This is a genomic window from Nonomuraea purpurea, from assembly GCF_042650645.1.
In the GTDB taxonomy this organism is placed as follows: domain Bacteria; phylum Actinomycetota; class Actinomycetes; order Streptosporangiales; family Streptosporangiaceae; genus Nonomuraea; species Nonomuraea purpurea.
This window is the reverse complement of sequence record NZ_JBHSBI010000002.1, coordinates 1-23,332: the sequence shown is the minus strand read 5'-3', so window position 1 is coordinate 23,332 and position 23,332 is coordinate 1. Positions and strand designations below refer to the sequence as shown.

At 69.4% G+C, this 23,332-nt stretch carries 19 protein-coding genes and 2 rRNA genes; all 21 read right to left on the bottom strand.

Annotation, left to right across the window (positions count from 1 at the left end; translation table 11 throughout):
- Positions 1 to 61: 61 nt before the first annotated feature.
- Positions 62 to 238, bottom strand: coding sequence for a hypothetical protein (locus ACFOY2_RS03640; RefSeq protein ID WP_379526468.1), 177 nt, complete (start codon positions 236 to 238; stop codon positions 62 to 64).
- 50 nt (positions 239 to 288) lie between these two features.
- Positions 289 to 1,563: a glutamate-5-semialdehyde dehydrogenase gene (locus ACFOY2_RS03635; protein ID WP_379526467.1), complete on the bottom strand. Its 1,275-nt coding sequence runs from the start codon at positions 1,561 to 1,563 to the stop codon at positions 289 to 291.
- Positions 1,564 to 1,576: 13 nt separating this feature from the next.
- Positions 1,577 to 2,695 carry a glutamate 5-kinase gene (gene proB / locus ACFOY2_RS03630; protein WP_379526466.1) on the bottom strand — a complete coding sequence of 373 codons (1,119 nt, stop codon included), beginning with the start codon at positions 2,693 to 2,695 and terminating at the stop codon, positions 1,577 to 1,579.
- A 278-nt stretch (positions 2,696 to 2,973) separates the two neighbouring features.
- Positions 2,974 to 4,329 (bottom strand): GTPase ObgE, encoded by a 1,356-nt coding sequence (gene obgE / locus ACFOY2_RS03625; RefSeq protein WP_379526465.1) that lies wholly within the window; start codon positions 4,327 to 4,329, stop codon positions 2,974 to 2,976.
- Between the two features lie 86 nt (positions 4,330 to 4,415).
- Entirely contained in the window at positions 4,416 to 4,679 is a 264-nt protein-coding gene (rpmA, locus tag ACFOY2_RS03620) for a 50S ribosomal protein L27 (RefSeq protein ID WP_379526464.1), read from the bottom strand.
- A 15-nt stretch (positions 4,680 to 4,694) separates the two neighbouring features.
- On the bottom strand, positions 4,695 to 4,997 hold the full coding sequence (rplU, locus tag ACFOY2_RS03615) for a 50S ribosomal protein L21 (RefSeq protein ID WP_103963887.1): 303 nt from the start codon (positions 4,995 to 4,997) through the stop codon (positions 4,695 to 4,697).
- Between the two features lie 205 nt (positions 4,998 to 5,202).
- Positions 5,203 to 8,466: an Rne/Rng family ribonuclease gene (locus ACFOY2_RS03610; RefSeq protein ID WP_449290124.1), complete on the bottom strand. Its 3,264-nt coding sequence runs from the start codon at positions 8,464 to 8,466 to the stop codon at positions 5,203 to 5,205.
- 144 nt (positions 8,467 to 8,610) lie between these two features.
- Entirely contained in the window at positions 8,611 to 9,378 is a 768-nt protein-coding gene (locus ACFOY2_RS03605) for a TIGR03936 family radical SAM-associated protein (RefSeq protein ID WP_379526463.1), read from the bottom strand.
- A gap of 139 nt (positions 9,379 to 9,517) precedes the next feature.
- Positions 9,518 to 11,428 (bottom strand): TIGR03960 family B12-binding radical SAM protein, encoded by a 1,911-nt coding sequence (locus ACFOY2_RS03600; RefSeq protein ID WP_379526462.1) that lies wholly within the window; start codon positions 11,426 to 11,428, stop codon positions 9,518 to 9,520.
- A 20-nt stretch (positions 11,429 to 11,448) separates the two neighbouring features.
- The gene (locus ACFOY2_RS03595) at positions 11,449 to 11,634 is read right to left on the bottom strand and encodes a hypothetical protein (protein ID WP_379526461.1); all 186 of its coding nucleotides are present in this window, start codon (positions 11,632 to 11,634) and stop codon (positions 11,449 to 11,451) included.
- A gap of 4 nt (positions 11,635 to 11,638) precedes the next feature.
- Positions 11,639 to 12,790: a rod shape-determining protein RodA gene (rodA, locus tag ACFOY2_RS03590; protein WP_379526460.1), complete on the bottom strand. Its 1,152-nt coding sequence runs from the start codon at positions 12,788 to 12,790 to the stop codon at positions 11,639 to 11,641.
- 169 nt (positions 12,791 to 12,959) lie between these two features.
- Complete coding sequence (gene mrdA, locus ACFOY2_RS03585) at positions 12,960 to 15,008, bottom strand: penicillin-binding protein 2 (RefSeq protein WP_379526459.1); 2,049 nt, start codon at positions 15,006 to 15,008, stop codon at positions 12,960 to 12,962.
- Positions 15,005 to 15,469, bottom strand: a complete 465-nt coding sequence (mreD, locus tag ACFOY2_RS03580; protein ID WP_379526458.1) for a rod shape-determining protein MreD — start codon at positions 15,467 to 15,469, stop codon at positions 15,005 to 15,007. Before mreD ends, mrdA begins: the two co-directional genes overlap by 4 nt.
- Positions 15,470 to 15,929: 460 nt before the next feature.
- A complete protein-coding gene (mreC, locus tag ACFOY2_RS03575; RefSeq protein WP_379526457.1) occupies positions 15,930 to 16,808 on the bottom strand; it encodes a rod shape-determining protein MreC in 879 nt (292 codons plus the stop codon).
- Complete coding sequence (locus ACFOY2_RS03570) at positions 16,808 to 17,839, bottom strand: rod shape-determining protein (protein WP_357826265.1); 1,032 nt, start codon at positions 17,837 to 17,839, stop codon at positions 16,808 to 16,810. The genes mreC and ACFOY2_RS03570 overlap by 1 nt, the downstream gene beginning before the upstream one ends.
- Positions 17,840 to 18,147: 308 nt before the next feature.
- Positions 18,148 to 18,558 carry a nucleoside-diphosphate kinase gene (gene ndk / locus ACFOY2_RS03565; RefSeq protein ID WP_357826262.1) on the bottom strand — a complete coding sequence of 137 codons (411 nt, stop codon included), beginning with the start codon at positions 18,556 to 18,558 and terminating at the stop codon, positions 18,148 to 18,150.
- Between the two features lie 426 nt (positions 18,559 to 18,984).
- The gene (locus tag ACFOY2_RS03560) at positions 18,985 to 20,565 is read right to left on the bottom strand and encodes a hypothetical protein (RefSeq protein WP_379526456.1); all 1,581 of its coding nucleotides are present in this window, start codon (positions 20,563 to 20,565) and stop codon (positions 18,985 to 18,987) included.
- 68 nt (positions 20,566 to 20,633) lie between these two features.
- A complete protein-coding gene (locus ACFOY2_RS03555; protein ID WP_379526455.1) occupies positions 20,634 to 20,975 on the bottom strand; it encodes a DUF4233 domain-containing protein in 342 nt (113 codons plus the stop codon).
- Entirely contained in the window at positions 20,972 to 22,264 is a 1,293-nt protein-coding gene (locus ACFOY2_RS03550) for a bifunctional folylpolyglutamate synthase/dihydrofolate synthase (protein ID WP_379526987.1), read from the bottom strand. Before ACFOY2_RS03550 ends, ACFOY2_RS03555 begins: the two co-directional genes overlap by 4 nt.
- A 711-nt stretch (positions 22,265 to 22,975) precedes the next feature.
- Positions 22,976 to 23,092 (bottom strand): 5S ribosomal RNA (gene rrf, locus ACFOY2_RS03545).
- Between the two features lie 148 nt (positions 23,093 to 23,240).
- A 23S ribosomal RNA gene (locus ACFOY2_RS03540) occupies positions 23,241 to 23,332 on the bottom strand; the annotation flags it as partial.

Genomic DNA, 23,332 nt, shown 5'->3' with positions numbered 1-23,332 from the left:
CCCATAAGGGACACAACCCTAGCGCCGGGACCCGAGTCATCGCTTGAGGCACGCCGAAGGATTAGCGATGACTGTGGTCGGAGAGCATGCTGTCGAGCCCGGCCGTGGGCTCCTCCGACAGCGGCCTGCGACGCCTCCTGCGCCAGTTGACATGGCCCCGGCTCTCGAGCCAGAGCAGCAGCCGATCGGCGCCGAACAGCACCACGGCACAGAAGATGAGGGCGACCACGATGTCCATGCCTCCCAGTCAACCCAGGCCGCCCGGTTACGGTCAGGCCGACACGCCGACTAACCGGCCACCACCGTACCCTCTGACGTGCGCAAATGCCCCTCGCCCGTATACACCCACTTGGTCGACGTCAATTCGGGCAACCCCATCGGGCCGCGCGCGTGCAGCTTCTGCGTGGAGATGCCGATCTCCGCCCCGAACCCGAACTCGCCCCCGTCGGTGAACCTGGTCGAGGCGTTGACCGCCACCGCCGCCGAGTCGACCAGAGCGACGAACCTGCGCGCCGCCCCCTGGGACCTGGTGACGATCGCGTCGGTGTGGGCGGAGCCGTATTTCCTGATGTGCGCCACCGCCTCCTCCAGGGAGCCGACGACCGCGGCGGCGATGTCGAGCGAGAGGAACTCGGTGAAGAAGTCGTCGTCGGTGACGGGCACGACGTCTGCGCCGTAGCCGGCGATCCGCTCGTCGCCGTGCACGGTCACGCCCGCCTCGCGCAGCGCCGCCAGCGCGGCGGGCACGAACACGTCGGCGATCTTCTCGTGCACGAGGAACGTCTCGGCCGCGTTGCACACCGACGGCCGCTGCGCCTTGGCGTTGACCAGAATCTGCACGGCCAGGTTCACGTCGGCCTCGGCGTCGACGTAGACGTGGCAGTTGCCGACGCCGGTCTCGATCACCGGCACCGTCGACTCCTCGACCACCGAGTTGATCAGCGATGCCCCGCCGCGCGGAATCAGCACGTCGACCAGCCCCCGGGCCCGCATGAGCTCCTTGACCGAGTCGCGGCTCTGCCCCGGCACGAGCTGAACGGCCCCCGAGGGCACCTCGGTGCCCTCAAGCGCGTCCTGCATGACCTTCACCAGGGCGACGTTGGAGGAGTAGGCGCTCGACGAGCCCCGCAGCAGCGTGGCGTTGCCGCTCTTGAGGCAGAGCGCGGCGGCATCGACGGTGACGTTGGGGCGGCCCTCGTAGATGATGCCGATCACGCCGAGCGGCACCCTGAGCTGGCGCAACTCCAGCCCGTTGGGCAGCGTGGCGCCGCGCACCACCTCGCCGACCGGGTCGGGCAGGTCGGCGACCTGGCGCACGGCCTCGGCGATGGCCGCGATCCTGCCCTCGTCGAGACGCAGCCGGTCGATCATCGCCTCGGACGTGCCCTGCGCCCTGGCCCGCTCGACGTCCTCGGCGTTGGCCGCGACAAGCTCCGCCGCGTGGGCGACCAGGGCGTCGGCGATGGCGCGCAGCGCCCCGTCCTTCGGCGCCCGGGGCAACGGGGCCAGCTCGGCGGCGGCCTCTCGCGCCGCCTGGGCGACCTTCAGGAACTCTGTAGTCATGGCTCGGCTCTCATCAGCTATGGGCTTCCAGTATGACGATGTCGTCGCGGTGGATCAGCTCGCGTTCATATTCCGGACCGAGGGCGCTGGCCAGCTCCCTGGTGGAACGGCCGAGCAGGTCGGGGATCTCGGTGGCGTCGAAGTTGACCAGCCCCCTGGCCACCACGAGCCCCTCGGGCGCGCACAGATCCACCGGATCGCCCGCGGCGAACTCACCCTCCACGGACGTCACCCCCGCGGGCAGCAGCGACTTGCGCCGCGCCACGATGGCCTCGACCGCCCCTTGGTCGAGGTGAAGCCGGCCCCGCCCCGTGGTGGCGTGCGCCAGCCAGAGCAGGCGCGTGCCGGGGTGGCGGCCTCCCGGGTGGAAGTAGGTGCCGATGTCGGCGCCGCTGAGCGCCTGGGCCGCGTGGGCGGCCGCGGTGAGCACGACGGGGACACCCGCGCCGGTGGCGATCCTGGCCGCCTGGACCTTGGTCACCATGCCGCCGGTGCCGACCGAGGCGCCGTTCTTGCCCAGCTCGACGCCGGCCAGGTCTTCCGGCCCGCGGATCTCGGCCAGCCGCCGGGTGCCGCTGCGGCTGGGCGGGCCGTCGTAGAGAGCGTCGACGTCCGACAGCAGCACCAGGGCGTCGGCCCTGATCAGGTGGGAGACCAGCGCCGCCAGCCGGTCGTTGTCGCCGAAGCGGATCTCGTCGGTGGCCACCGTGTCGTTCTCGTTGACGATGGGCACGATGCCCAGCTCCAGCAGCCTGGTGAGAGTGCGCTGGGCGTTGGCGTGGTGGGCGCGGCGCATCATGTCGTCGGCGGTCAGCAGCACCTGGCCGACGCGCAGAGCGTAGCGGGCGAAGGAAGAGGTGTAGCGGGCGACCAGCACGCCCTGCCCGACGGACGCGGCGGCCTGCTGGGTGGCCAGATCACGCGGTCGCGCGCTCAGCCCGAGCGGGCCCAGGCCCGCGGCGATGGCTCCTGAGGAGACCAGGACGATCTGCGTTCCCGTACGCCGGCGCGCCGCCAGCACGTCCACCAGGGCATCGACACGGTCGACGTCGATCATGCCCTCGGGGGTGGTGAGCGAGGAGGAGCCTACTTTGACGACGATCCTCGACGCTGAGCTGATCTGTTCCCGCACGTCTGGCAGCCTATCCGAGCGACAGACCCGGCGATTCCCCCGTCAGCCGGCGCAGGACCTCGCAGGCAGGGCGGGACCACTCCCGCAGCGGCCGCGGCGTCCCTCCGCAGGCGGCGTGGAACCGCTCCCGCAGCACCGGCCACTCGCGTCACACCCGGCGCACCTTCTGGCCGACGCCGTGACGCGGCCACAGGCCCCGTCACCACGTCCGGGCACAGATGCACCCTCCCACGGTCACCGCGCCCTCACCACGGGCCTCAGCCCGCCCCAAGGGCCTCCTAACCGCTGAGCCTGTTGTCGGAGCCCCGGGGCCCCTGCCGCACCGACTCGGCCCTGAGCGTGGGCTGCCAGTCGAAGACGTACCCGCCCTCCATCGACCCGATGACGACCTCGGCCCCGGCGCTGGCGCCGGCCTTGGCCAGCTCCTCCTCCACCCCGAGCCGCTCCAGCCGGTCGGCGAGGTAGCCCACCGCCTCGTCGTTGCTGAAATCGGTCTGCCTGATCCACCGCTCCGGCTTCTCACCGGTGATCTGGAACAGGTTCTCATTGACCCGCCGCACCCTGAACCCGGCGTCCCCGAGCTGCTTGGGCCTGATGACCAGCCGGGTGGGCTCCTCGACCGGCTTGGCCGCCCTGGCCGCCGCCACCCACTCGCCCATGGCGAACGCCAGCTCCCGCAGCCCGTCGTGCGTAGCCGCGGAGATCGTGAACACCCGCAGCCCGCGCTCCTCGAACTCGGGCCCGACCAGCTCCGCCAGTTCGCGGGCGTCGGGCACGTCGGCCTTGTTCAGCACGACCAGCCGCGGCCGGTCATCAAGCTTCCCGTACGCCGCCAGCTCCGCCTCGATCACCTCGTAGTCGGTGATCGGATCCCGGCCCGGCTCCAGGGTCGCGCAGTCGATGACGTGGACGAGCATGTCGCACCGCTCCACGTGCCGAAGGAACTCGTGCCCGAGCCCCTTCCCCTCCGACGCCCCGGGGATCAGGCCGGGCACGTCGGCGACGGTGAACACGTTCTCGCCGGCCGTCACCACCCCCAGGTTGGGGATCAAGGTGGTGAACGGATAGTCCGCGATCTTCGGCCTGGCCGCGCTCAGCGCGGCGATCAGCGAGGACTTCCCCGCGCTCGGGAACCCGACCAGCGCCACGTCCGCGACGCTCTTGAGCTCCAGCATGACGTCGAGCGTGTCACCCGGCTCGCCCAACAGCGCGAACCCGGGCGCCTTCCGCTTGGTCGACGCCAGCGCCGCGTTGCCCAGCCCGCCGTGGCCGCCCTCCGCGATGACGTAGCGGGTGCCGGCCCCGATGAGGTCGACCAGCACCTCACCCGTGGAGGCGTCCTTCACGACGGTCCCGTTCGGGACGGGCAGGATCACGTCGGTGCCGTTGGCGCCGTCGCGGTTGGAGCCCTGCCCCTGCTTGCCGTTCTCGGCCTTGCGGTGCGGCCTGCGGTGATAGTCGAGCAGGGTCGCGGTGTTGGGGTCGACCTCGAGCACGAGGTCGCCGCCCCGCCCGCCGTTGCCCCCGTCGGGGCCACCGAGCGGCTTGAACTTCTCCCGGTGGATGGAGGCGCAGCCGTTTCCCCCGTCACCGGCACTGATGTGAAGGACCACCTGGTCCACAAAGTCCGGCATCCCGCACTTCCTCCATGTATTACATGCGCAAAGGGGTGGATCGAAGGATCCACCCCTTTGACAGCAAAGCTCAAAGGCTTCGGAAGTTACTCCGCAGCCGCGACAGGAACGATGCTCACGGCCCGGCGGCCGCGCTTCTTGCCGAACTGCACGTGACCGGCGGCCAGCGCGAACAGCGTGTCGTCGCCACCACGGCCGACGTTGTCGCCGGGGTGGAAGTGGGTGCCACGCTGACGGACGATGATCTCGCCCGCGTTGACCAGCTGGCCGCCGAAGCGCTTGACGCCCAGGCGCTGAGCGTTGGAGTCACGGCCGTTCCGGGTGGACGACGCGCCCTTCTTGTGTGCCATCTCTGAACTCCCCGATCAGGCCTGGTCGATGCCGGTGATCTTCACCTGGGTGTACCGCTGACGGTGACCCTGGCGCTTCTTGTAACCGGTCTTGTTCTTGTACTTCAGAATGCGGATCTTCGGGCCCTTGGTCTCGCCGAGAATCTCGGCGCTGACCATGAACTTGCCCGCCTCGGTCGTCACGTCGCCATCGTTGACGACGAGCACCGTCGGCAGCGATACCGAAGAGCCGACCTCGCCGGCGACCTTGTCCACCTCGAGGACGTCACCGACGGAGACCTTCTGCTGCCTGCCGCCGCAACGAACGATCGCGTACACCGCGGAACCCTTCTACTGACTCGCTGTTGCCACAGTCATCCCACGAGATGACCGCCGAATGCTGCGCCTGTCATTCGATCTGTCTCAAACCGACGAACCGAGTAAGCGCGCCAACAGGGCGCGTCACCTGACGCACCGATTCACCAGGGTACCGGATTAACGGTCTCCTAGGCGAACCGGACGGATCGTCGGAAGCCTGCCGAAGTTACTCGGCTGACTTGGCTCGGCGGGAGCGTCGCCGCCCCCTGCCGGAAGTCTGGCCGGCTTGGTCGTCGTCAACCGGGACGTCTTCAAGCGCACCGGTCACGGTATCACGGCTGGAGGTGTCCTTGGCCGCGGAAACCTTGTCGGTGACCGCCTTCTCGATCGCCATTTTGCCCTGCGTGCCACGCGGCTCGGGCTTGGCCTCGACCGGCTCCGTGGACACCAGCAGGCCACGCCCGTTGCAGCAGTCGCACGGCGTCGAGAACGCCTCCAGCAGCCCCTGTCCGACCCGCTTACGCGTCATCTGGACCAGCCCCAGAGAGGTCACCTCGGCCACCTGGTGCTTGGTCCTGTCGCGCGCCAGGCACTCAAGCAGCCGCCGCAGCACCAGATCGCGGTTGGACTCCAGCACCATGTCGATGAAGTCGATGACGATGATGCCGCCGATGTCGCGCAGCCTGAGCTGGCGCACGATCTCCTCGGCCGCCTCCAGGTTGTTCCTGGTGACGGTCTCCTCGAGGTTGCCGCCCTGGCCGGTGAACTTGCCGGTGTTGACGTCGACGACGGTCATCGCCTCGGTACGGTCGATCACCAGCGAGCCACCGCTCGGCAGCCACACCTTGCGGTCCAGCGCCTTGGCGAGCTGCTCGTCGATCCGGTACGACTCGAACACGTCGTCCTGCTCGCCGTCCCACTTCGACAGGCGCTCGGCCAGGTGCGGCGCGACGTACTTGACGTACTCGTCCACCGTGTCCCAGGCCTCGCCACCCTGCACGACCAGCGAGGTGAAGTCCTCGTTGAACACGTCGCGCACGACCCTGATCGTCAGGTCGGGCTCGGCCGACAGCAGCTCGGGCGGGCTGGCCGACTTGGCCTTCTTCTGGATGTTCTCCCACTGGGCCGACAGCCGGGCCACGTCGCGGGCCAGCTCGTCCTCGGAAGCTCCCTCGGCCGCGGTGCGGACGATCACACCGGCGTTCTCCGGCATGACCTTCTTCAGGATGCTCTTGAGCCGCGTGCGCTCCTTGTCGGGCAGCTTGCGGCTGATGCCGGTCATCGAGCCGTCCGGCACGTACACCAGGTAGCGTCCCGGCAGGCTGATCTGCGAGGTCAGGCGGGCGCCCTTGTGCCCGATCGGATCCTTGGTGACCTGGACGAGCACCGACTGCCCCGACTTCAGCGCCGCCTCGATGCGCTTGGGCTGGCCTTCGAGCCCGGCGGTGTCGAAGTTCACCTCGCCGGCGTACAGGACCGCGTTCCTGCCCTTGCCGATGTCGACGAACGCGGCCTCCATCGACGGCAGCACGTTCTGCACCTTGCCGAGGTAGACGTTGCCGACGTAGGACTGGCTGGCCTCGCGGTTGACGTAGTGCTCGACGAGCACGCCGTCCTCGAGCACCGCGATCTGGGTGCGGTCGCCCTGGCGGCGCACCACCATCATCCGGTCGACGGACTCGCGGCGGGCCAGGAACTCCGACTCCGTGATGATCGGCGGACGCCTGCGGCCGAGCTCGCGCCCCTCACGGCGGCGCTGCTTCTTGGCCTCCAGCCGGGTCGAGCCGCGCACACTCTGCACGCCGTCGGTGGCGGTGTCGAGCGAGCTCGCACGCCCGGAGCGCGGCGCGCGGATGCGCACCACCGTGTTCGGCGGGTCATCGCTGGCCGGCTCGGCGCCCTCGTCGCCACCCCTGCGACGGCGACGGCGACGGCGGCGCGAGCTGGAGACCTCCTCTTCCTGGGCCTCCTCGCCCTGCTCCTCGTCGTTGTCCTCCTCGGACTCCTCGCCGTCCTCGCCCTCGTCGCGCTCGCGCGCCTTGCCGCGGCCCCTGCCGCCGCGACGGCGGCGACGGCGCCTGCTGCCGCCTTCCTCCTCCTGCTCGTCGGAGGTGTCGGCGTCGGTCTCGTCCTCGGTCGTGGACTCGTCAACCGGCTCTTCGGCCTCGGCCGGCTCCGCGGGCGGCTGCGGCGGCTCGGCGCGCCGGGTCACGGCGGGCTTGGCCCTGCTCGGGTCGGGCGCCTGGAACAGCGGCGCGAAGATCGCGGCGGGCCGCTGGAAGGCGGTGTCCGGCTCGTCCTGGCGGCGGGCGGACAGCCCGAACGGGTCGGCGAGCAGGTTCGGCCGTGCGGTCTCCTCGTCGAGGTCCTCACCCGCGGGCTCGTCGTCGAGCGGTTCGTCCTCGGGCAGGCTCTCCATGATGTCTTCGTCGGCGCCCTCGCCGGCCTCGGCCGCAGCACCGCCGGCGGCCGTGCCACCAGAGGCCGCAGTACCGCCGGAGGACGCACCACCGGCCTCGGCCCCATCCCTGGTGCCACCGGCAACAGCGCCACCGGCCCGCGCGGCCTCAGCCACGTCACCGTTCCGCGCACCGCCAGTCACGCCACCGTTCCGCGCGCCACCGGCCGCGCCGGCCCGCGCGCCATCGGCCTGCGCACCATTGGACGCAGCCGCCCCGGCCCCGGCCTCAGCACCGGCAGGCGCCGCCGCGGCGCCGCCTCCGACGCCCACCTCAGCACCCGCACGCGCCGCATCGGCACCACCGGACCACGCCTCCTCAGGCGTACCGGCCTCGGCAGCGGCACCGCGGCCGCGGGAGGTCACGCTCTTGCGCGTGGCCGCACGCCGGCGCGTGGGCCGTACCTCGGCCTCTTCCGCGCCTTCCGCGCCGAAGGGCGCGGCGGCCTCGGCCCCGCCGGTGGGCGCGACCACCTCGGCCTCGCCGGCGACGGGGGCCTCGGGCTCCGCCTTCTTGCGGGTCCTGCGCCGCACCGGAGCCACCTCTTCCGCGGGCGCGCCCTCGGGGAGCGCTCCCGCGGTTTCCGGCTGGGCCTCCTCGGCGGCCTTCTTCGTCGTACGCCGCCGCGTGGTCGTGGCGGTGGACCGCGTCCTGGCGGCCCTCTTCGGCTTGTCTTCCGCCACGGCCTCGGCCGCGCTCTCGTTCACAGCATCGGTGACAGCCTCGGCGACGGCGGCCTCGACCCGGCTCTCCACCGCGGCGGTCGCGGCCTCGGCGTCCGCCAGGAGCTGGGCCCCCGGCTCGCCGGCCGCGCGCTGCGCGGCGTTGCTCTGGACCGCCTGCACCTCCGCCACGGACGGCGCGGTCTGGGCGGCGGCTATGGTCACAGGACCGGCCGTCGGCTCCTCGGGCAGCTCCGGCGGAGGACCCGCGGGGCGGCTGGCGGAGCGGCGACGTACGGTCACCTCGGGCTGTTCAGTTGTCTCCCCGTCAGGGCCCGTGGCCCCGGCGTTGGGCTCGTTCTCGAGCATGCGGGCGCTCTCCCGTCAGCTCCCGGGCGCGTCGCCGCGCCGCGCAGGAGCCCTCGTGTCTCGTTGTCCGCCAATGCCCCCAGGAGGGGGGTATCGGCGCCAAGTCCTGTCAGCGGTCGTGCCCGGCTCGCGCAGGGCACCTCCTTAACCGGCGACGTGCTCACCCGCCGGTCCCGCCTCGCCGCCGCGCGTGTTGTCGCGGTCCAGGTCGAGCGGGTCGGCAAGCGCACCGGTACTTACGTCGAGCGGCCCCTGCGCCAGCCTGGTCACCTCGGGGGGAACCGGCGGCGCGAAGTCGGCCACAAGGCGCAGCCCTGTGAGCACATCGTCGGGTCGAACGGCAGGCGTCATGTGCCGAACAACCATGCGCAGTATGACACACGGCCCTCCAAGCACCTGAGCTGCGGTTCTATCTGCTCCCTCGGAAACCGTCAGCACCAGGACGGCCTCGCGCGCGTCGAAGCGGCGGGTGCCCTTCTTGGTGAGGCGCTCGACCTCCACGGTGCCCGCCGCGAGAAACTTCTCCGCCGCCACCTCGGCGAGCTCGCGATCGGCACCGGGCAGCCGCACCTCCCAGTCGGAGACCTCCAAGCGGTCGGCCAGCCCACCCTGCCCCGCCTCCACAACGTCGAGCACATCGAGCCCATGCGGCAACGACTCGTCCAGGCTCTGTCTGACCTGGCCGGGGTCGCACGGCGTGGTAACACCGATCTCGAGGTATTCGGCTTCGCTGGCGACGCCGGTCGGCGCCGCGCCCGCGTAGGAGATCTTCGGGTGGGGCGAGAAGCCCGCGCTGTAAGCCACCGGAATGCCGGCACGGCGAACCGCCCTCTCGACGGCCCGCGAGATGTCGCGGTGACTGGTGAAGCGCAGACGGCCGCGCTTGGCGTAACGCACACGCAGGCGCTGCACCGTGGGCGCGGGCGGAGGCCCTTCTGGAACAGGTTTCAGAGCCTTGTCGTCCTTCCCTTGTAAGAGTTCCTTCGTCTCAGGATAAGCCGCGCCGACGTGTGTACGTGTACGCCGAGGCACGGCTCGCCCACTGAGCGCGCTAGACCACCGTCAGAGGAAGGAGTTTCCGCCCCGTGGGGCCGATCTGAATTTCCGTGCCCATCGTGGGGCAAACCCCGCAGTCGTAGCACGGAGTCCAGCGGCAGTCCTCGACCTCGGCACCGGAGACGGCCTCCTGCCAGTCCTGCCAGAGCCATTCGCGATCGAGCCCCGCGTCGAGGTGGTCCCAGGGCAGAACCTCGTTCTCCTCCCGCTCGCGCGTGGTGTACCAGTCGACGTCGACCCCGGCCTTCTCGGCCGCCGTCATCCAGCGCTCGTAGGAGAAGTGCTCGCTCCACCCGTCGAATCGGCCGCCGTCCTCCCAGACGGCCCTGATCACGGCGCCGACCCGGCGGTCGCCCCGCGACAACAGCCCCTCCACGATGGACGGCTTGCCGTCGTGGTAGCGGAAGCCGATGGCCCTGCCGTACTGCTTGTCGCCCCTGACCGAGTCGCGCAACTGCTTGAGCCGCCGGTCGACGGTCTCGTGGTCGGCCTGCCCCGCCCACTGGAACGGCGTGTGCGGCTTGGGCACGAAACCGCCGATGGAGACCGTGCAGCGGATGTCGCGGCTGCCGGTGGCCTCCCGGCCCGCCTGGATGACCTTCTTGGCCAGGTCGGCGATGCCGAGCACGTCCTCGTCCTGCTCGGTGGGCAGCCCGCACATGAAGTAGAGCTTGACCTGCCGCCACCCTTGCGAATAGGCCGTGGTGACGGTGCGGATCAGGTCTTCCTCGGTGACCATTTTGTTGATCACCTTGCGCATGCGCTCTGAACCGCCCTCGGGCGCGAACGTCAGGCCCGAACGCCTGCCGTTTCTGGAGAACTCGTTGGCCAGGTCGATGTTGAACGCGTCGACTCTGGTCGAGGGCAGGGACAACGAGGTGTTGGTGCCCTCGTAGCGGTCGGCCAGGCCCTTGGCGACCTCGCCGATCTCGGAGTGGTCGGCTGACGACAGCGACAGCAGGCCGACCTCGTTGAAGCCGGACTCCTTGACGCCGTTGTCGACCATGGCGCCGATCGTGGTGATCGAACGCTCACGCACCGGCCGCGTGATCATGCCCGCCTGGCAGAACCGGCAGCCGCGCGTGCAGCCGCGGAAGATCTCCACGCTGAACCGCTCGTGCACCGTCTCGGCCAGCGGCACCAGTGGTTTCTTCGGGTAGGGCCACTCGTCGAGGTCCATCACGGTGTGCTTGTGCACCCGCCACGGCACGTCGGCGCGGTTGGGTGCGACGCGCTGGATGCGCCCGTCCGGGTGGTAGTCCACATCGTAAAATTTCGGTATATAAACCCCGCCCGACTCGGCGAGCCGCATCAGCAGCTCGTCCCGGCCGCCGGGCCGGCCCTCCGCCTTCCACTCGCGGACGACCTCGCTGATGGCGATGGAGATCTGCTCGCCGTCACCGAGCACGGCCGCGTCGAGGAAGTCGGCGATCGGCTCGGGATTGAAGGCCGCGTGGCCGCCGGCGAGCACGATCGGATCGTCCTCACCCCGGTCGGCCGCGAGCATCGGAATGCCGGCCAGGTCAAGCGCGGTCAGCAGGTTGGTGTAGCCGAGCTCGGTCGAGAACGACACACCGAGCACGTCGAAGGCGCGCACCGGCCGGTGCGCGTCGACGGTGAACTGCGGCACGCCCTCGGCTCGCATGAGCGCCTCAAGATCGGGCCAGACCGCGTAGGTGCGCTCGGCCAGCGTTCCGGGCAGCTCGTTGAGGATCTCGTAGAGGATCGCCACACCCTGGTTGGGCAGCCCGACCTCGTAGGCGTCCGGATACATCAGCGCCCACCGCACGTCGGCGGAATCCCAGTCCTTGACGGTCGAGTTGAGCTCACCCCCGACGTACTGGATGGGCTTCTGCACCTTGGGCAGCAGCGCTTCCAGGCGGGGGAAAATCGACTCGACAGACATACCCATCAGGGTAGCGGCGATCAGACGGTGGCAGGTCCGGGGATGTCGATGTCGTTTCCGCTGAGCACCATGATGTGGTGCCCCTCGTAACAGGTCAGCTCGACGGCGATCACACCGGCGGCGAGGTTGTGCACGGCGACGACATGGTTCGCGGGCAGCAGGAACCGCGCCTCGCATTCATCGCAATAAGCCAAGAACATGCTCATACCTCTAATTAAACGACTGTCTACGCACCCTGATGGCCTGGAGAAGCCCAATCGCAATCAGATTGGCGAACGTGGCGGTGCCGCCGTAGGAGACGAAGGGCAGCGGCAGACCCGTGATCGGCATGATCCCGATCGTCATCCCCACATTGATGAACGTCTGGAACGTGAACCAGCACACGATCATGCCCGCGGCCAGCGTCCCGAACCGGTCCTCGCACTGCCTGGCGATCTTCAGCCCGCGCAGCAGCACCACGCCGAGCAGCAGCACGACCGTGACCGACCCGAGAAACCCGAACTCCTCCCCCGCCACCGTGAAGATGAAGTCGGTGTGCTGCTCGGGCACGAACCTGCCGGTCGTCTGCCCGCCGCCGAGCAGCCCCTTGCCCAGGAGTTGTCCCGAGCCGATCGCGATGAGCGACTGCGTGCTGTTGTAGCCAACCCCGCGCGGATCGACGCTCGGATCGACAAACGCGGTGAAGCGCGCCACCTGGTACGGCTCCAGGAGCTGGAAGTAGAACACCGAGAACATCCCGGCCGCCGCCACCATCGTCAGCACGGCGATCAACCGCTTGCGCACTCCCCCGATCACCAGCCCGGCGGCCGTGATCACCGCCAGCACCAGCGCGGTGCCGAGGTCGGGCTGCAGCATGACCAGCCCCATCGTGATCCCCGCCGCGACCAGCACCAGCACGATGTCGAGCCCGCGCGGCCGATCGGTGCCCTCGCCCGGCTGCGCCAGCAGCATCGCGATGATCAGCAGCAGCCCCACCTTGGCGAACTCCGACGGCTGCACCGCGAACCCGCCGCCGAGCAGGATCCACGAGTGCGACCCGTTGATCGTCGCGCCGAGCGGCGTGATCACCAGCACCAGCCCCACCAGTGACACCAGGAACACCAGCGGCGCGTACGCCCGCATCGCCCGGTGGTCGACCAGCGCCACCAGCGCGCACAGCACCACGCCGATGACCTCGTTGAGCAGGTGTTTCTTCACCAGTCCCGTGGAGCCGGGAGCCCACGTCCTGGTGGACGACCAGACCAGCAGCGTGCCGATCACGCACAGTCCCAGCACCGCGACCAGCATCACCCCGTCGAGCCGTCTGACGGGCGATTCCTCACCGGCGATCCTCCGCAGCAGCGAGGGCCTCCGAATGGCCACGGTCCTGGCGCTCATTCCGGCACACCGACCCTCTGCACGGTCGTCAGCCAACCCCCGGACGACAACCTGATATGAGCCACCCGCACCCCCGCCCCCTGGACGGTCGTCAACCAGCACCTGGGCGACAACCTGGTGCGGGTCACCTGCGCACCGGCCCTCTGGACGGTCGTCATCCCCTGGCCACCGTCCCATCGGGCCGGAACTCCGGCAGCCTCGTCTGCAGCCGCCCGCCCGGAACCGCCGCCTTCTCCCGTTTGATGCCGTAGATGCCCTCGTAGATCGCCCGCACGGCCGGGGCCGCCGTCTCCGCTCCCATGCCACCTTGGGAGACCATGACGACCACCACGTACTGCGGGTTCTTCGTCGGAGCGAACGAGGCGAACCACGAGGTGTCCTTCTTGCCCCACACCTCCGCCGTACCGGTCTTGCCGCCGACGCGCACCTTGTCCATCGGGAAACCGGCGAAGGCGCCCGCCGCGGTGCCGTCCTGGGCGACCTGGCTCAGCGCGTTCTTGATGTAGAGCCGCTCCTTCTCGCTGATCGGCAGCTTGCCCACCACGGGCACGGGGATCGTGCGGACCACCTTGCCGTCGGGCCGCACCTGCGCCCACCCGATGCGCGGGCTGCGCACCTTGCCGTCGCTCACCAGCGCCATGTACGCCCTGGCCAACTGCATCGGGGTGACCAGCACGTCGCCCTGGCCGATGGAGAAGTTGGCCGAGTCACCAGGCCGCAGCAGGAAGCCTTCTGTGCAGTTCTCCAGCGCGAGCCGCTTGAGGAAGTCCGCCCGCGCCTTGTCCTTGACCTCCGGGTACCCCTTGCGCGACCGCTCGCAGTTGGTGGCGCTCGTCCGGTTCCACATGTCCTTCTTCCAGGCCCGGTCGGGGATGCGGCCGTGGGACTCGCCTGGCAGGTCCACGCCGGTCGGGCTGCCGAACCCGAACGACCTGGCCGTGTTGGAGAAGATCTCTTTCGGCGTCTTCTTCGGGCTGCGCCCGCCGTCCTTGAGGTACTGCTCGTAGGCGGCCCGGTAGAAGATCGTGTCGCACGACTTGACCAGCGCCGTGTGCAGGCTGAGCGTGCCGAGCCCGACGCCGCGGAAGTTGTTGAACGCCCGTCCGCCGACCGCGTAGGACCCCGGGCACGAGTAGTTGCCGTTCAGCGGATAGCCGGCCCGCAACATCGCCGACACCGACGAGATCTTGAACGTGGAACCGGGCGCGAACTGCCCGTTGATCGCCCGCGACACGAGCGGTTTGCCTGACTCGTCCGACAGCAGCCGCTGGTAGCCGCGGGTGGAGATCCCGCCCGCCCAGATCGCCGGGTCGTAGCCGGGCGCGCTGGCCAGCGCCACCACCCGTCCGGTACGCGCGTCGAGCACCACCCCGGCGCCGCCGTCGGCCGCCGGCGCCGACTTCATGGCGTCGTCCAGCGCCTTCTCCACCACGGCCTGCACCCGCGAGTCGATGCTGGTCACCAGATGATCGCCGGGGATGGGCATCACCTGGTCCTCGACCCCGAGCGCCTTGCCCATCCTGTCGACCTGAACCCGGCGCAGCCCGGACTTGCCGCGCAACGCGTCGTCATAGACGTACTCGAGCCCATCGCGCCCAGCCAGGTCGACGCCGGAGAAGCTGGCCTTGAGCCCTTCGCGTTTCTCCAGCTCCGCCTCGGTGACCGGCTGCAGGTAGCCGAGCATCTGCGCCCCCGCCCTGCCCCCGGGATACTGCCTGACGGAATGGATCTCCGCCGTCACCCCGGGGAACTCCTCCTGCCGTTCCAGGATCTGCAGCGCCTGCCGGGTGTCCACCTTCTCGTCCAGCGGAACGGGCTGGTACGGCGACCCCGTCCAGCACGGTTTGCCGACCCCCGGCCCGCACGGCCTGATCCGCTGCTGCAGGTCCGAGACCGGCCGGCCGAGCACCTCCGACAGCTTGGTCAGAACTTTGATGCCGCCGTCGCGCATCCTGGTCAGCCTGGTGCGGTCCACGGATACGACCAGCGCGGTCTTGTTGCGGACCAGCGGCCGCCCCTTCGAGTCGAGGATCTGCCCGCGCACCGCCGGCACGATCACCGCCCGCGTCCTGGTCTCCGTCGCGCGCGTGACGAACTCCTGCCCCCGCACCACCTGCACCTGCCACAGGCGCACGGCCAGCACCACGAGCAGCGTGAGCACCAGGACGTGCAGCACCAGCAGCCGAGCCCGCATCCTGATCATGTCGAGAACCTCGCGTGCCCGTCGCGGGTGGTCAGCCAGATCACGATGGGGGCGGCCAGCAGCGTGTAGACGATGGTGACGGGCGCCTGCTCGGTCAGCGTGGACAACGTCACGCGGGGATCGGAGATGAGCCCAGCCACGACCGTCGCCAGCAGCGGCGCCAGCAGCACGCACAGCACCACGGTCGTCACCGGCCCACCCGCGCCGCGCCCCGCGACGTAGCCGACGACCGCCAGCACGAACGCGTACTGGCCCACCAGGTGTGCCGTCGGGGGCATGATGTCGACCATCAGCCCCGCGAAGAACCCGAGCATCGCCCCCGACGACGGGCCGCGCTCCAGCGCCGAACCCACCACGGTCAGCAACACCAGGTCAGGCGCCCCGCCGGCCGGCAGCGACACCCGATTGACCAGCATGACCTGTGCCAGCAACGCCAGCAGCACGGCCAGCCCCCCGATCACCGCATCCCCTTTCCGCAGCGCACCAGGCCCCCCTCCGGGACCACGACAGGCCGAACGCCACCCCGGCGAGCCACCGCCCACCGCGCATCACTCGCCATCGCACCCCCGCGAGTCATCACCTCAAAGCCACCACCGGCCCCACGACCCACCGTCCCGGCGACCCCACCCGTCATGGCACCCCCACCGGCCACCGCTCCAGAGGCACCATCCGCCCAAGCACTCCCGCGACCCACCGTCCCGGCGGCACCCACCATCACGGCACCCCCACCGGCCACCGCCACAGAGACACCATCCGTCACGAAGACCCCGCGAGTCATCACCCCAGAGGCATCACCTGCCCCAGAGCCCCCGCAGGCCACTGCCTCCCGAGCACCACGGGCCACAGCACTCCCGCAGGCCACCACCAATCGAGCGCCACCGGCCCCAGGTTTCCCGTGGGTCAGCGCCCACCGAGCCCCGCTCATCGCGCCCCCTCCTTGGGAGGCAGCACCGCGTCACGCGGGTCCCGTTTGGGCGCCTGGACGACCACGCCGACCGCGTCCAGCGCCGTCAGATCCGCGAAGGGCCTGGCGTAGGCGATGCGCGTCAGTTCTCCGGGCGTCAACTCCACCCGCTCGATCACCCCGATCGGCACCCCGGGCACGTACGGCCGCCCGTTCTCGGAGCCGAAGCTGACGATGCGCCCGCCCCTGGTCAGCGGCGCGGTCGAGTCGAGCAGACGAAACTGCACCAGCCGTCCGTTCTCCCCCACCCCGTGCACGACCCCGATCTCCTTGCCGCCCTCCAGCCGCGCCCCCACGGCCGAGGCGGGATCGCTGAGCAGCACCACCGTCGACGTACGCGAGGAGGCCTGGATGACCCGCCCGATCAACCCGTCGCCGTTGAGCACGGTCATGTCGGGCTGGACCCCGTCGCTCGTGCCGACGTCGATCTGCACGGCGTCCTCGAACCCCGGCTGCCCGCGCCTGGCGACCACGTTGCCTGTCACGATCTTGTATCCGCCGGTCCCCGCCAGCCCGAGCATCTGCTGGAGCTGCTTGGACCGGTCCGCGTCGAGCTTGCCCGCCACCAGCCCCGCCCGCAGCCGGGCGTTCTCCTCCTTGAGCACCTCGATGCGCTGCTGGGCGCTCGGCGCGCTCAGGATGGCGCTCACGAAGTCGCCGACCGGCCGCACCACCCCGCCGCCGAACTGCTCGGCCGTGCCGAACAGCCAGGACCCGGCCGCACGCAGCGGGCGCAGCGGTGAGCTGTCGCCGGTGCGATGATCGATGGTCAGGATGACCAGGGCCGCTGCCAGCAGCGCCCCGAGGATCAGCCGGGCCCGGCGCGAGTCATTCATCAGTGCCGCGACTCCGGAACAAGAACCTGCTGCAGCGCCTCGAACTCCTCCGCGCACTTGCCTGAGCCGATGGCGACCGAGTCGAGGGCGTTGTCGACCAGGTGCACGGGCATACCCGTCTCCGTCTTGACGCGCTCGTCCAGCCCCTTGAGCAGCGCGCCACCGCCGGTGAGCGCGATGCCGCGGTCCATGATGTCGCCGGACAACTCGGGCGGGCACTTGTCGAGCGTGGTGCGCACCGCGTCGACGATCGCGTTGACCGGCTCCTCGATCGCCTTCCTGATCTCCTGGCTGGAGACGATGATGGTCTTGGGCAGCCCGCTGACCAGGTCGCGGCCGCGGATCTCGGCATGCGATTCTTCGCCGTCGGGGCAGGCGGACCCGATGGCCATCTTGATCTCTTCAGCGGTGCGCTCGCCGAGCATCAGCGAGAACTCCTTCTTCGCGTACGCGATCACCGCCTGGTCGAGCTCGTCACCGCCGATCCTGATCGACTGGCTGGTGACCACGCCGCCCATCGAGATGATCGCCACCTCGGTGGTGCCGCCACCGATGTCGACCACCATGTTCCCTGTCGGCTCGTGGACCGGCAGCCCGGCCCCGATGGCGGCGGCCATCGGCTCCTCGACGATGTAGACCTTCCTGGCCCCCGCCTGGTAGCCGGCCTCCTTCACCGCGCGCTGCTCGACGCTGGTGATGCCGCTGGGCACCGCGATGATGATGCGCGGCTTGGCGAAGTGGCGGCGTCTGTGAACTCTCTGGATGAAATATCGCAACATTCGTTCGGTGACGTCGAAGTCGGCGATCACGCCGTCCTTGAGCGGGCGGACGGCGACGATGTTGCCTGGTGTGCGGCCGATCATTCGCTTGGCCTCGATGCCGACCGCCACGATCTTGCCGGTGGCGGTGTTGATCGCTACGACTGACGGCTCGTTGAGCACGATGCCCCGGCCGCGCACGTAGACCAGCGTGTTGGCGGTACCCAAGTCGACCGCCATGTCACGGCCGAGAAACGCGAGCTTGCTGCCCATGGGGAACGGAGCCCTCCGTAACGTCGTTCGCGAATGACTACGGATCGAATTCGAATCGTAACGTGACGTACCCACCGATGGGCGCAATGAGCCCTCGCGCCCGTCAAAAATCTCCAGCCTCTACCGCAACCGCAATTTTGCCCGGATTGCCCCACAGCGCCCCATCGGCGCATGGAACGCTCCAAAACGGTACACATCAGCTCGCCGTCAGATGACCTCCACGCCCGCCAACCCTACGCGAGAGGCCCGACAAAAACCGGCGCGCCCGCACAGCGACGGCTGTGCGGGCGCGACATGGGCGGGCTCGGTCAGAACCGGTCCGGGAAGAAGATCTTGATCTCCCTGGCGGCCGACTCGGGCGAGTCGGAGCCGTGGACGACGTTCTCGCTGATCTCGAGGGCGTGGTCGCCGCGGATCGTGCCGGGCGCCGACTTGACCGGGTCGGTGAGGCCGGCCAGCGCGCGGAATGCCTCGACGGCACGCGGCCCCTCGAGCACCATCGCCACGAGCGGCCCGGACGTGATGAACTCGACGAGCTCGCCGAAGAACGGCCGCTCGGCGTGCTCGGCGTAGTGCGTCTTGGCCGTGTCGGAGTCGAGGGTGCGCAGGTCCATCGCCACGACCTTGAGGCCCTTGCGCTCCACGCGGGCGATCACGTCACCGATGAGGCCGCGCTTAACCCCGTCGGGCTTGATCAGGACAAGAGTGCGCTCGGACACTTGGAGTTCTCCTTCGAACAGTCTGAAGTCGCGGCAACGGACCGCCGCGAGCGGTGCTTCGCGGGGCACGGGCCCACACGTCGCCGTGGCCGGGCCTCAGCTTACCGTCCCACGCCCCACCCTCATCTCGCGGAGCCAGACCCGTTTTCCGCACGTCGCTACAACTTGCCCGCCATTCCCCACCCGCCACACTTCGGCAGGGGTGTCCTTGGGGAGAAACGGGAGCCAAGCCCGTTTTCCGCACGTCACTACAACTTGCCCGCCATTCCCCACCCCGCCGCACTTCGGCAGGGGTGTCCCTGGGCCTGGTTGACAACGGCCCTCGACTCGGTCGCCATCGGCTCCGGCAAGTGCGAGGGATGGGAGTGAGGCTGGTAAGCCGAAGGCGGCTGACCTGTTACGGACCGGCAGGTGCGAAATACGGAGCTAGGCGGAGGTGGTGTCCTCCGGCGAATGCGCCTTCGCCGGCATCGCGGACGCGGCCTCCTCCTCGCCCGGTGACTTGATCGAGTCGAACGCGGACACGGGCGCCACCACACAGGGCACCACTCCCGTGGGCTCATCGTCGTCCGGCCCGGGATCAGGCGCTCCCCGAACGAGCAGCACGTCGGACGGCAGGGTGTCGGAACTCGCGGCACGCGTCCCCGACGGACCTGACGGCGGGACATCGGAGCCGTCGTCGTCCACGGCCCCCGCCCTCCTCCCCGGTCCGCGCGTCATCACGGAGGCGAGCACGATCACCGCCACCACCAGGAATCCGCCGATCAACGCCCACAGGTGCAGCGCCCCGACGAAGCCGTCGACGAGTTCCTGCGCCGAGGCGACTCCGTCCAGCATGGCCATCTGCACCCCGGTGCCGAGCAGGAACCCCGCCAGCACCCCCGCAACGCCCAGTGACAGCCCGAACGCGGCCGCGCCCATGCTCGTCCCCTGCAGCGCGGACGTCAACGCCACGGCCGCCCCCACCGCGAGCAGCGTGAACGGAAGCATCAGCACGAGCCCGTCGGCCGACGGCACCACCAGGCGCAGCGAGCACAGCCCCACCACCATGGTCAGCAGCCCCAACGGCGCCAGCCACCGCCCAGGGGCGGGCACGAGCAGCCGCACCGCGACGGAGGCCGCCACGGCGAGCACTCCCGCCACGGTGTAGGGCACCCAGAGCCCTCTCAGCCCAGGCCCACCGAGCCCACCCATCTCCACCATCGTGACCTGGGCCGCGCTCGGCAGCAGCACGACGCCGACGGCCACCATGGAGTAGGCCTGCGTCCTGCCCGGTGCAGCACCAAATGCGGCCAGCACCAGCAGCCCGGCGATCGCCAGCCCGGCCAGCAACATCACCGGGATCGCCCGCCAGCCCTCGGTCGCCGTGCTGATCGCCGCGGCCGCGATCGCCGCCGCGGGCATCGCCGACAGCAGCAACCGGCCGCGCTCGCGGATGTCGGGGCCAGGCTCGGCCGGACGGCCCAGCGCCATCCAGGCGATCAGGTGGGTCGCCGCCAGCATGAGCGCCACCCCGGTCACCAGGGGATAGGGCTGCAGCGTGACCTTCCAGCTGCTTACGTCGTCGAGCGGCCACAGGGCCAGCGCCTGCGCCGCGAGCAGACTCAGGCTGAACATGCCGACCCACAGGGCCCGCAGCGCCGTCGCGCGGTCCCAGACCGCCGCCAGCGTGGCCACGACGACCGCACCCGAGCCGATGCCGCGCAGCACGCGTGCCGCTCCGACCATGAGCTCGGAGGCCGCGTAGCCGCCCGCGACGTCGGAGAGCGCCACCAGCGCCAGCGCGCCGACCAGCAACTGGGCGGCGGGAACCCGGCGCAGCGCCACGGCCGCGAACGGCACGGTCAGCATCATGGCGGGCAGGGCAAGCCCGTGCGTGCGCATGAGCCCGACCTGGTCGATGTCGCCGGGCAACAGCTTGGCGACGACGGAGAGCGTATTGGGGATCGTGACGATCGCCAGGGGCAGCGCTACCACGACGAGCAGCCCGAGTGACGTCTCGAGCAACCAAGGGCGTCTGTCGCCGACCGAATGGGGCGACCGCTGGATCGGGGGGACGGCCATGTTGGCCGACTTTAGCGGGAAGTGGCGCCCTCGACACGGCGAGCGACGATAATCGCCGTGATCCACAGCGCGGCGAAGATCGCGCCGAGGAAGAACATGGTGGGCACGAGGAACCCGGTGGCGATGGCCAGCACCTGTACGACGCTGCCGGCGACGTACCCGAAAGGCCGCTTGAGCAGGCCCACGACGACCACACACAGCACGGCGAGCCCGATGCCGACGGTCACGGCCAGCGTAGGCGCCACGCCGCCGACGCTGATCGCCACGGGCGTGGTCAGCCCCGCCACGATGGCCTCCATGCCGAGCACGGAGGCGCCCAACCTGCGCATTCCTGGCGTTACCTGGAAGTTCATCGCGAACCATCCGCCTTCAGCAGCCTCCGCGCGTCACCCGCCGTGACGACGGACCCGGTGATCAACACCCCGGTGCCGCTGAACTCGCCTTCGGCGTCGGCCATGCCGATTCCCCTGTCGATGGCATCGTCGAGCCGGTCCACGACGTGCACGCGGTCCTCGCCGAACAGCGGCTCGGCCATGGACCCCAGTTCCTCGGACGACATCGACCTGGGCGAGGAGTTACGCGTGACGATGATCTGGTCGAGCACCGGCTCAAGCAGCTCGAGCAGCGTGTCGACGTCCTTGTCGCGCATGACCGACACCACGCCGATCACCTTGGCGAAGTCGAACGCCTCGTGCAGCCCTTCGAGCGTGGCCTGCATGCCGCCGGGGTTGTGGGCCGCGTCGATCACGACCGTCGGTGTGCGTCGCATGACCTCCATGCGCCCCGGGGAGGACGCCTGGGCGAACGCCTGGCGTACGAGATCGGTGTCGAGCGGGTCGTCACCGCCCGTCAGCGCCTCGACGGCGGCCAGCGCGCATACGGCGTTGCTCGCCTGATGAGCCCCGTAGAGCGGCAGGTAGACCTCTTCGTATACACCCTTGAGGCCGCGCAGTGTCAGCAACTGTCCGCCGATCGCCACCTCACGGCTCAGCACCCCGAACTCGAGCCCCTCACGCGCCACCACCGCGCCCACGTCGGCGGCCCGCCGCATCAGCACCTCGGCCGCCGCCAGTTCCTGCTGGGCCAGCACCGCCGTCGCGCCGGGCTTGATGATGCCCGCCTTCTCCCCGGCGATGCTGGGAATGTCGGGCCCGAGCCGGTCGGTGTGGTCCAGTGAAATGGGCGTGACCACCGAAACGACGCCGTCGGCCACGTTCGTGGCATCCCACGACCCACCCATGCCGGCCTCGACCACCGCCACGTCGACGGGCGTGTCGGCGAACGCCGCGAACGCCATCGCGGTCAGCAACTCGAAGAACTGGATGCGCCGGCCCTGCGTGTCGGTCAGGTCTACATACGGGATGATCTCCTCGTAGACCTCGGCGAACCGCTCCTCGCTCAGCGACTCCCCATCAACGGTGATCCGCTCGCGCACCGACACCAGATGAGGACTGGTGAACCGCCCCACCCGCAGATTGCGCTCCCTGAGGAGCACTTCAGTGAGCCGCGCCGTGCTCGTCTTGCCGTTGGTGCCCGCGATATGTATGACCGGGTACGCCCGCTGCGGGGAGCCGAGCAGATCCAGAAGTGCCGCGATCCTGTCGAGCGTCGGCTCGAAATCCCACTCGACGCCGCGCTCCATGATGGCACGTTCGACCGCACGATAATCCACCCCTCAACCCTACTGACCACACAAGGCGCTCCGGACGCGGGGCGAACACATCGCCGACCACAAATCCGAACGACACCCGCCCGAACCGCCACCACCCCAGGGAACCACCCAAAGGGGCGAGCGACGGCCTGGAGACAGGATCACGGTCTCCAGAACGGGTGGCAGCGCCTGAAGTGGACAGCACCGGGGGCAACCCAGGAACGGCGATCAGAACGGCAGCAGGACAGCGAGACAGCGATCAAGAGAGCAGGACAGTGACCGGAACGGTTCTCAGAACAGCAACTTGAACGCCGGGACCGCGATCATCCACCAGCCGATCACGACCCGCCGACCGCCGGCATACAGCCACAACCCGAACCCCACACCACAACCCGAAACAGACGTCAAAGCCTCAAAGCGGCCGTCAAACCCTCAACAGAGGCCACAACTCCCGCCCCGACGCATTCGACCCAAGGCGGCCCTGACAACAGCGATCACCACCCGAACTAGCAACCCGCAGCAAGAAGAACAACCCAAAAACCCCACAAAAAAGGGGCCCCACGCGACCAACGTGAAGCCCTCAAACCACACAACAAAAAAGGGAGGGCCCCCAACCCCGGAAACCGAAGCTGGAAACCCCCCACCACGAAAAACAGAAAGGGCCCTCAGCCAGTACGGCCGAGGGCCCTTCTTTTAAAGATTGTCCGGCGGCGACCTACTCTCCCACACCCTCCCGAGTGCAGTACCATCGGCGCAAAGAAGCTTAACTTCCGGGTTCGGAATGTAACCGGGTGTTTCCTTCCCGCCATAACCGCCGTAACACCATGAAACACACAAACAACACTGCTGTTTGCTGTCTCAGAATTGCTTAGTGGACGCGAGCAAAAAAGTTTCTCTCCCATGTGGCGCAGCCCTGAACCCACAAAGAGCAACAGAGCGCAGCACACACCAAAACAAACCATGCTTTGAGGTCAAGTCCTCGGCCTATTAGTACCGGTCAGCTCCACACGTTACCGCGCTTCCACACCCGGCCTATCAACCCGGTCATCCACCGGGAGC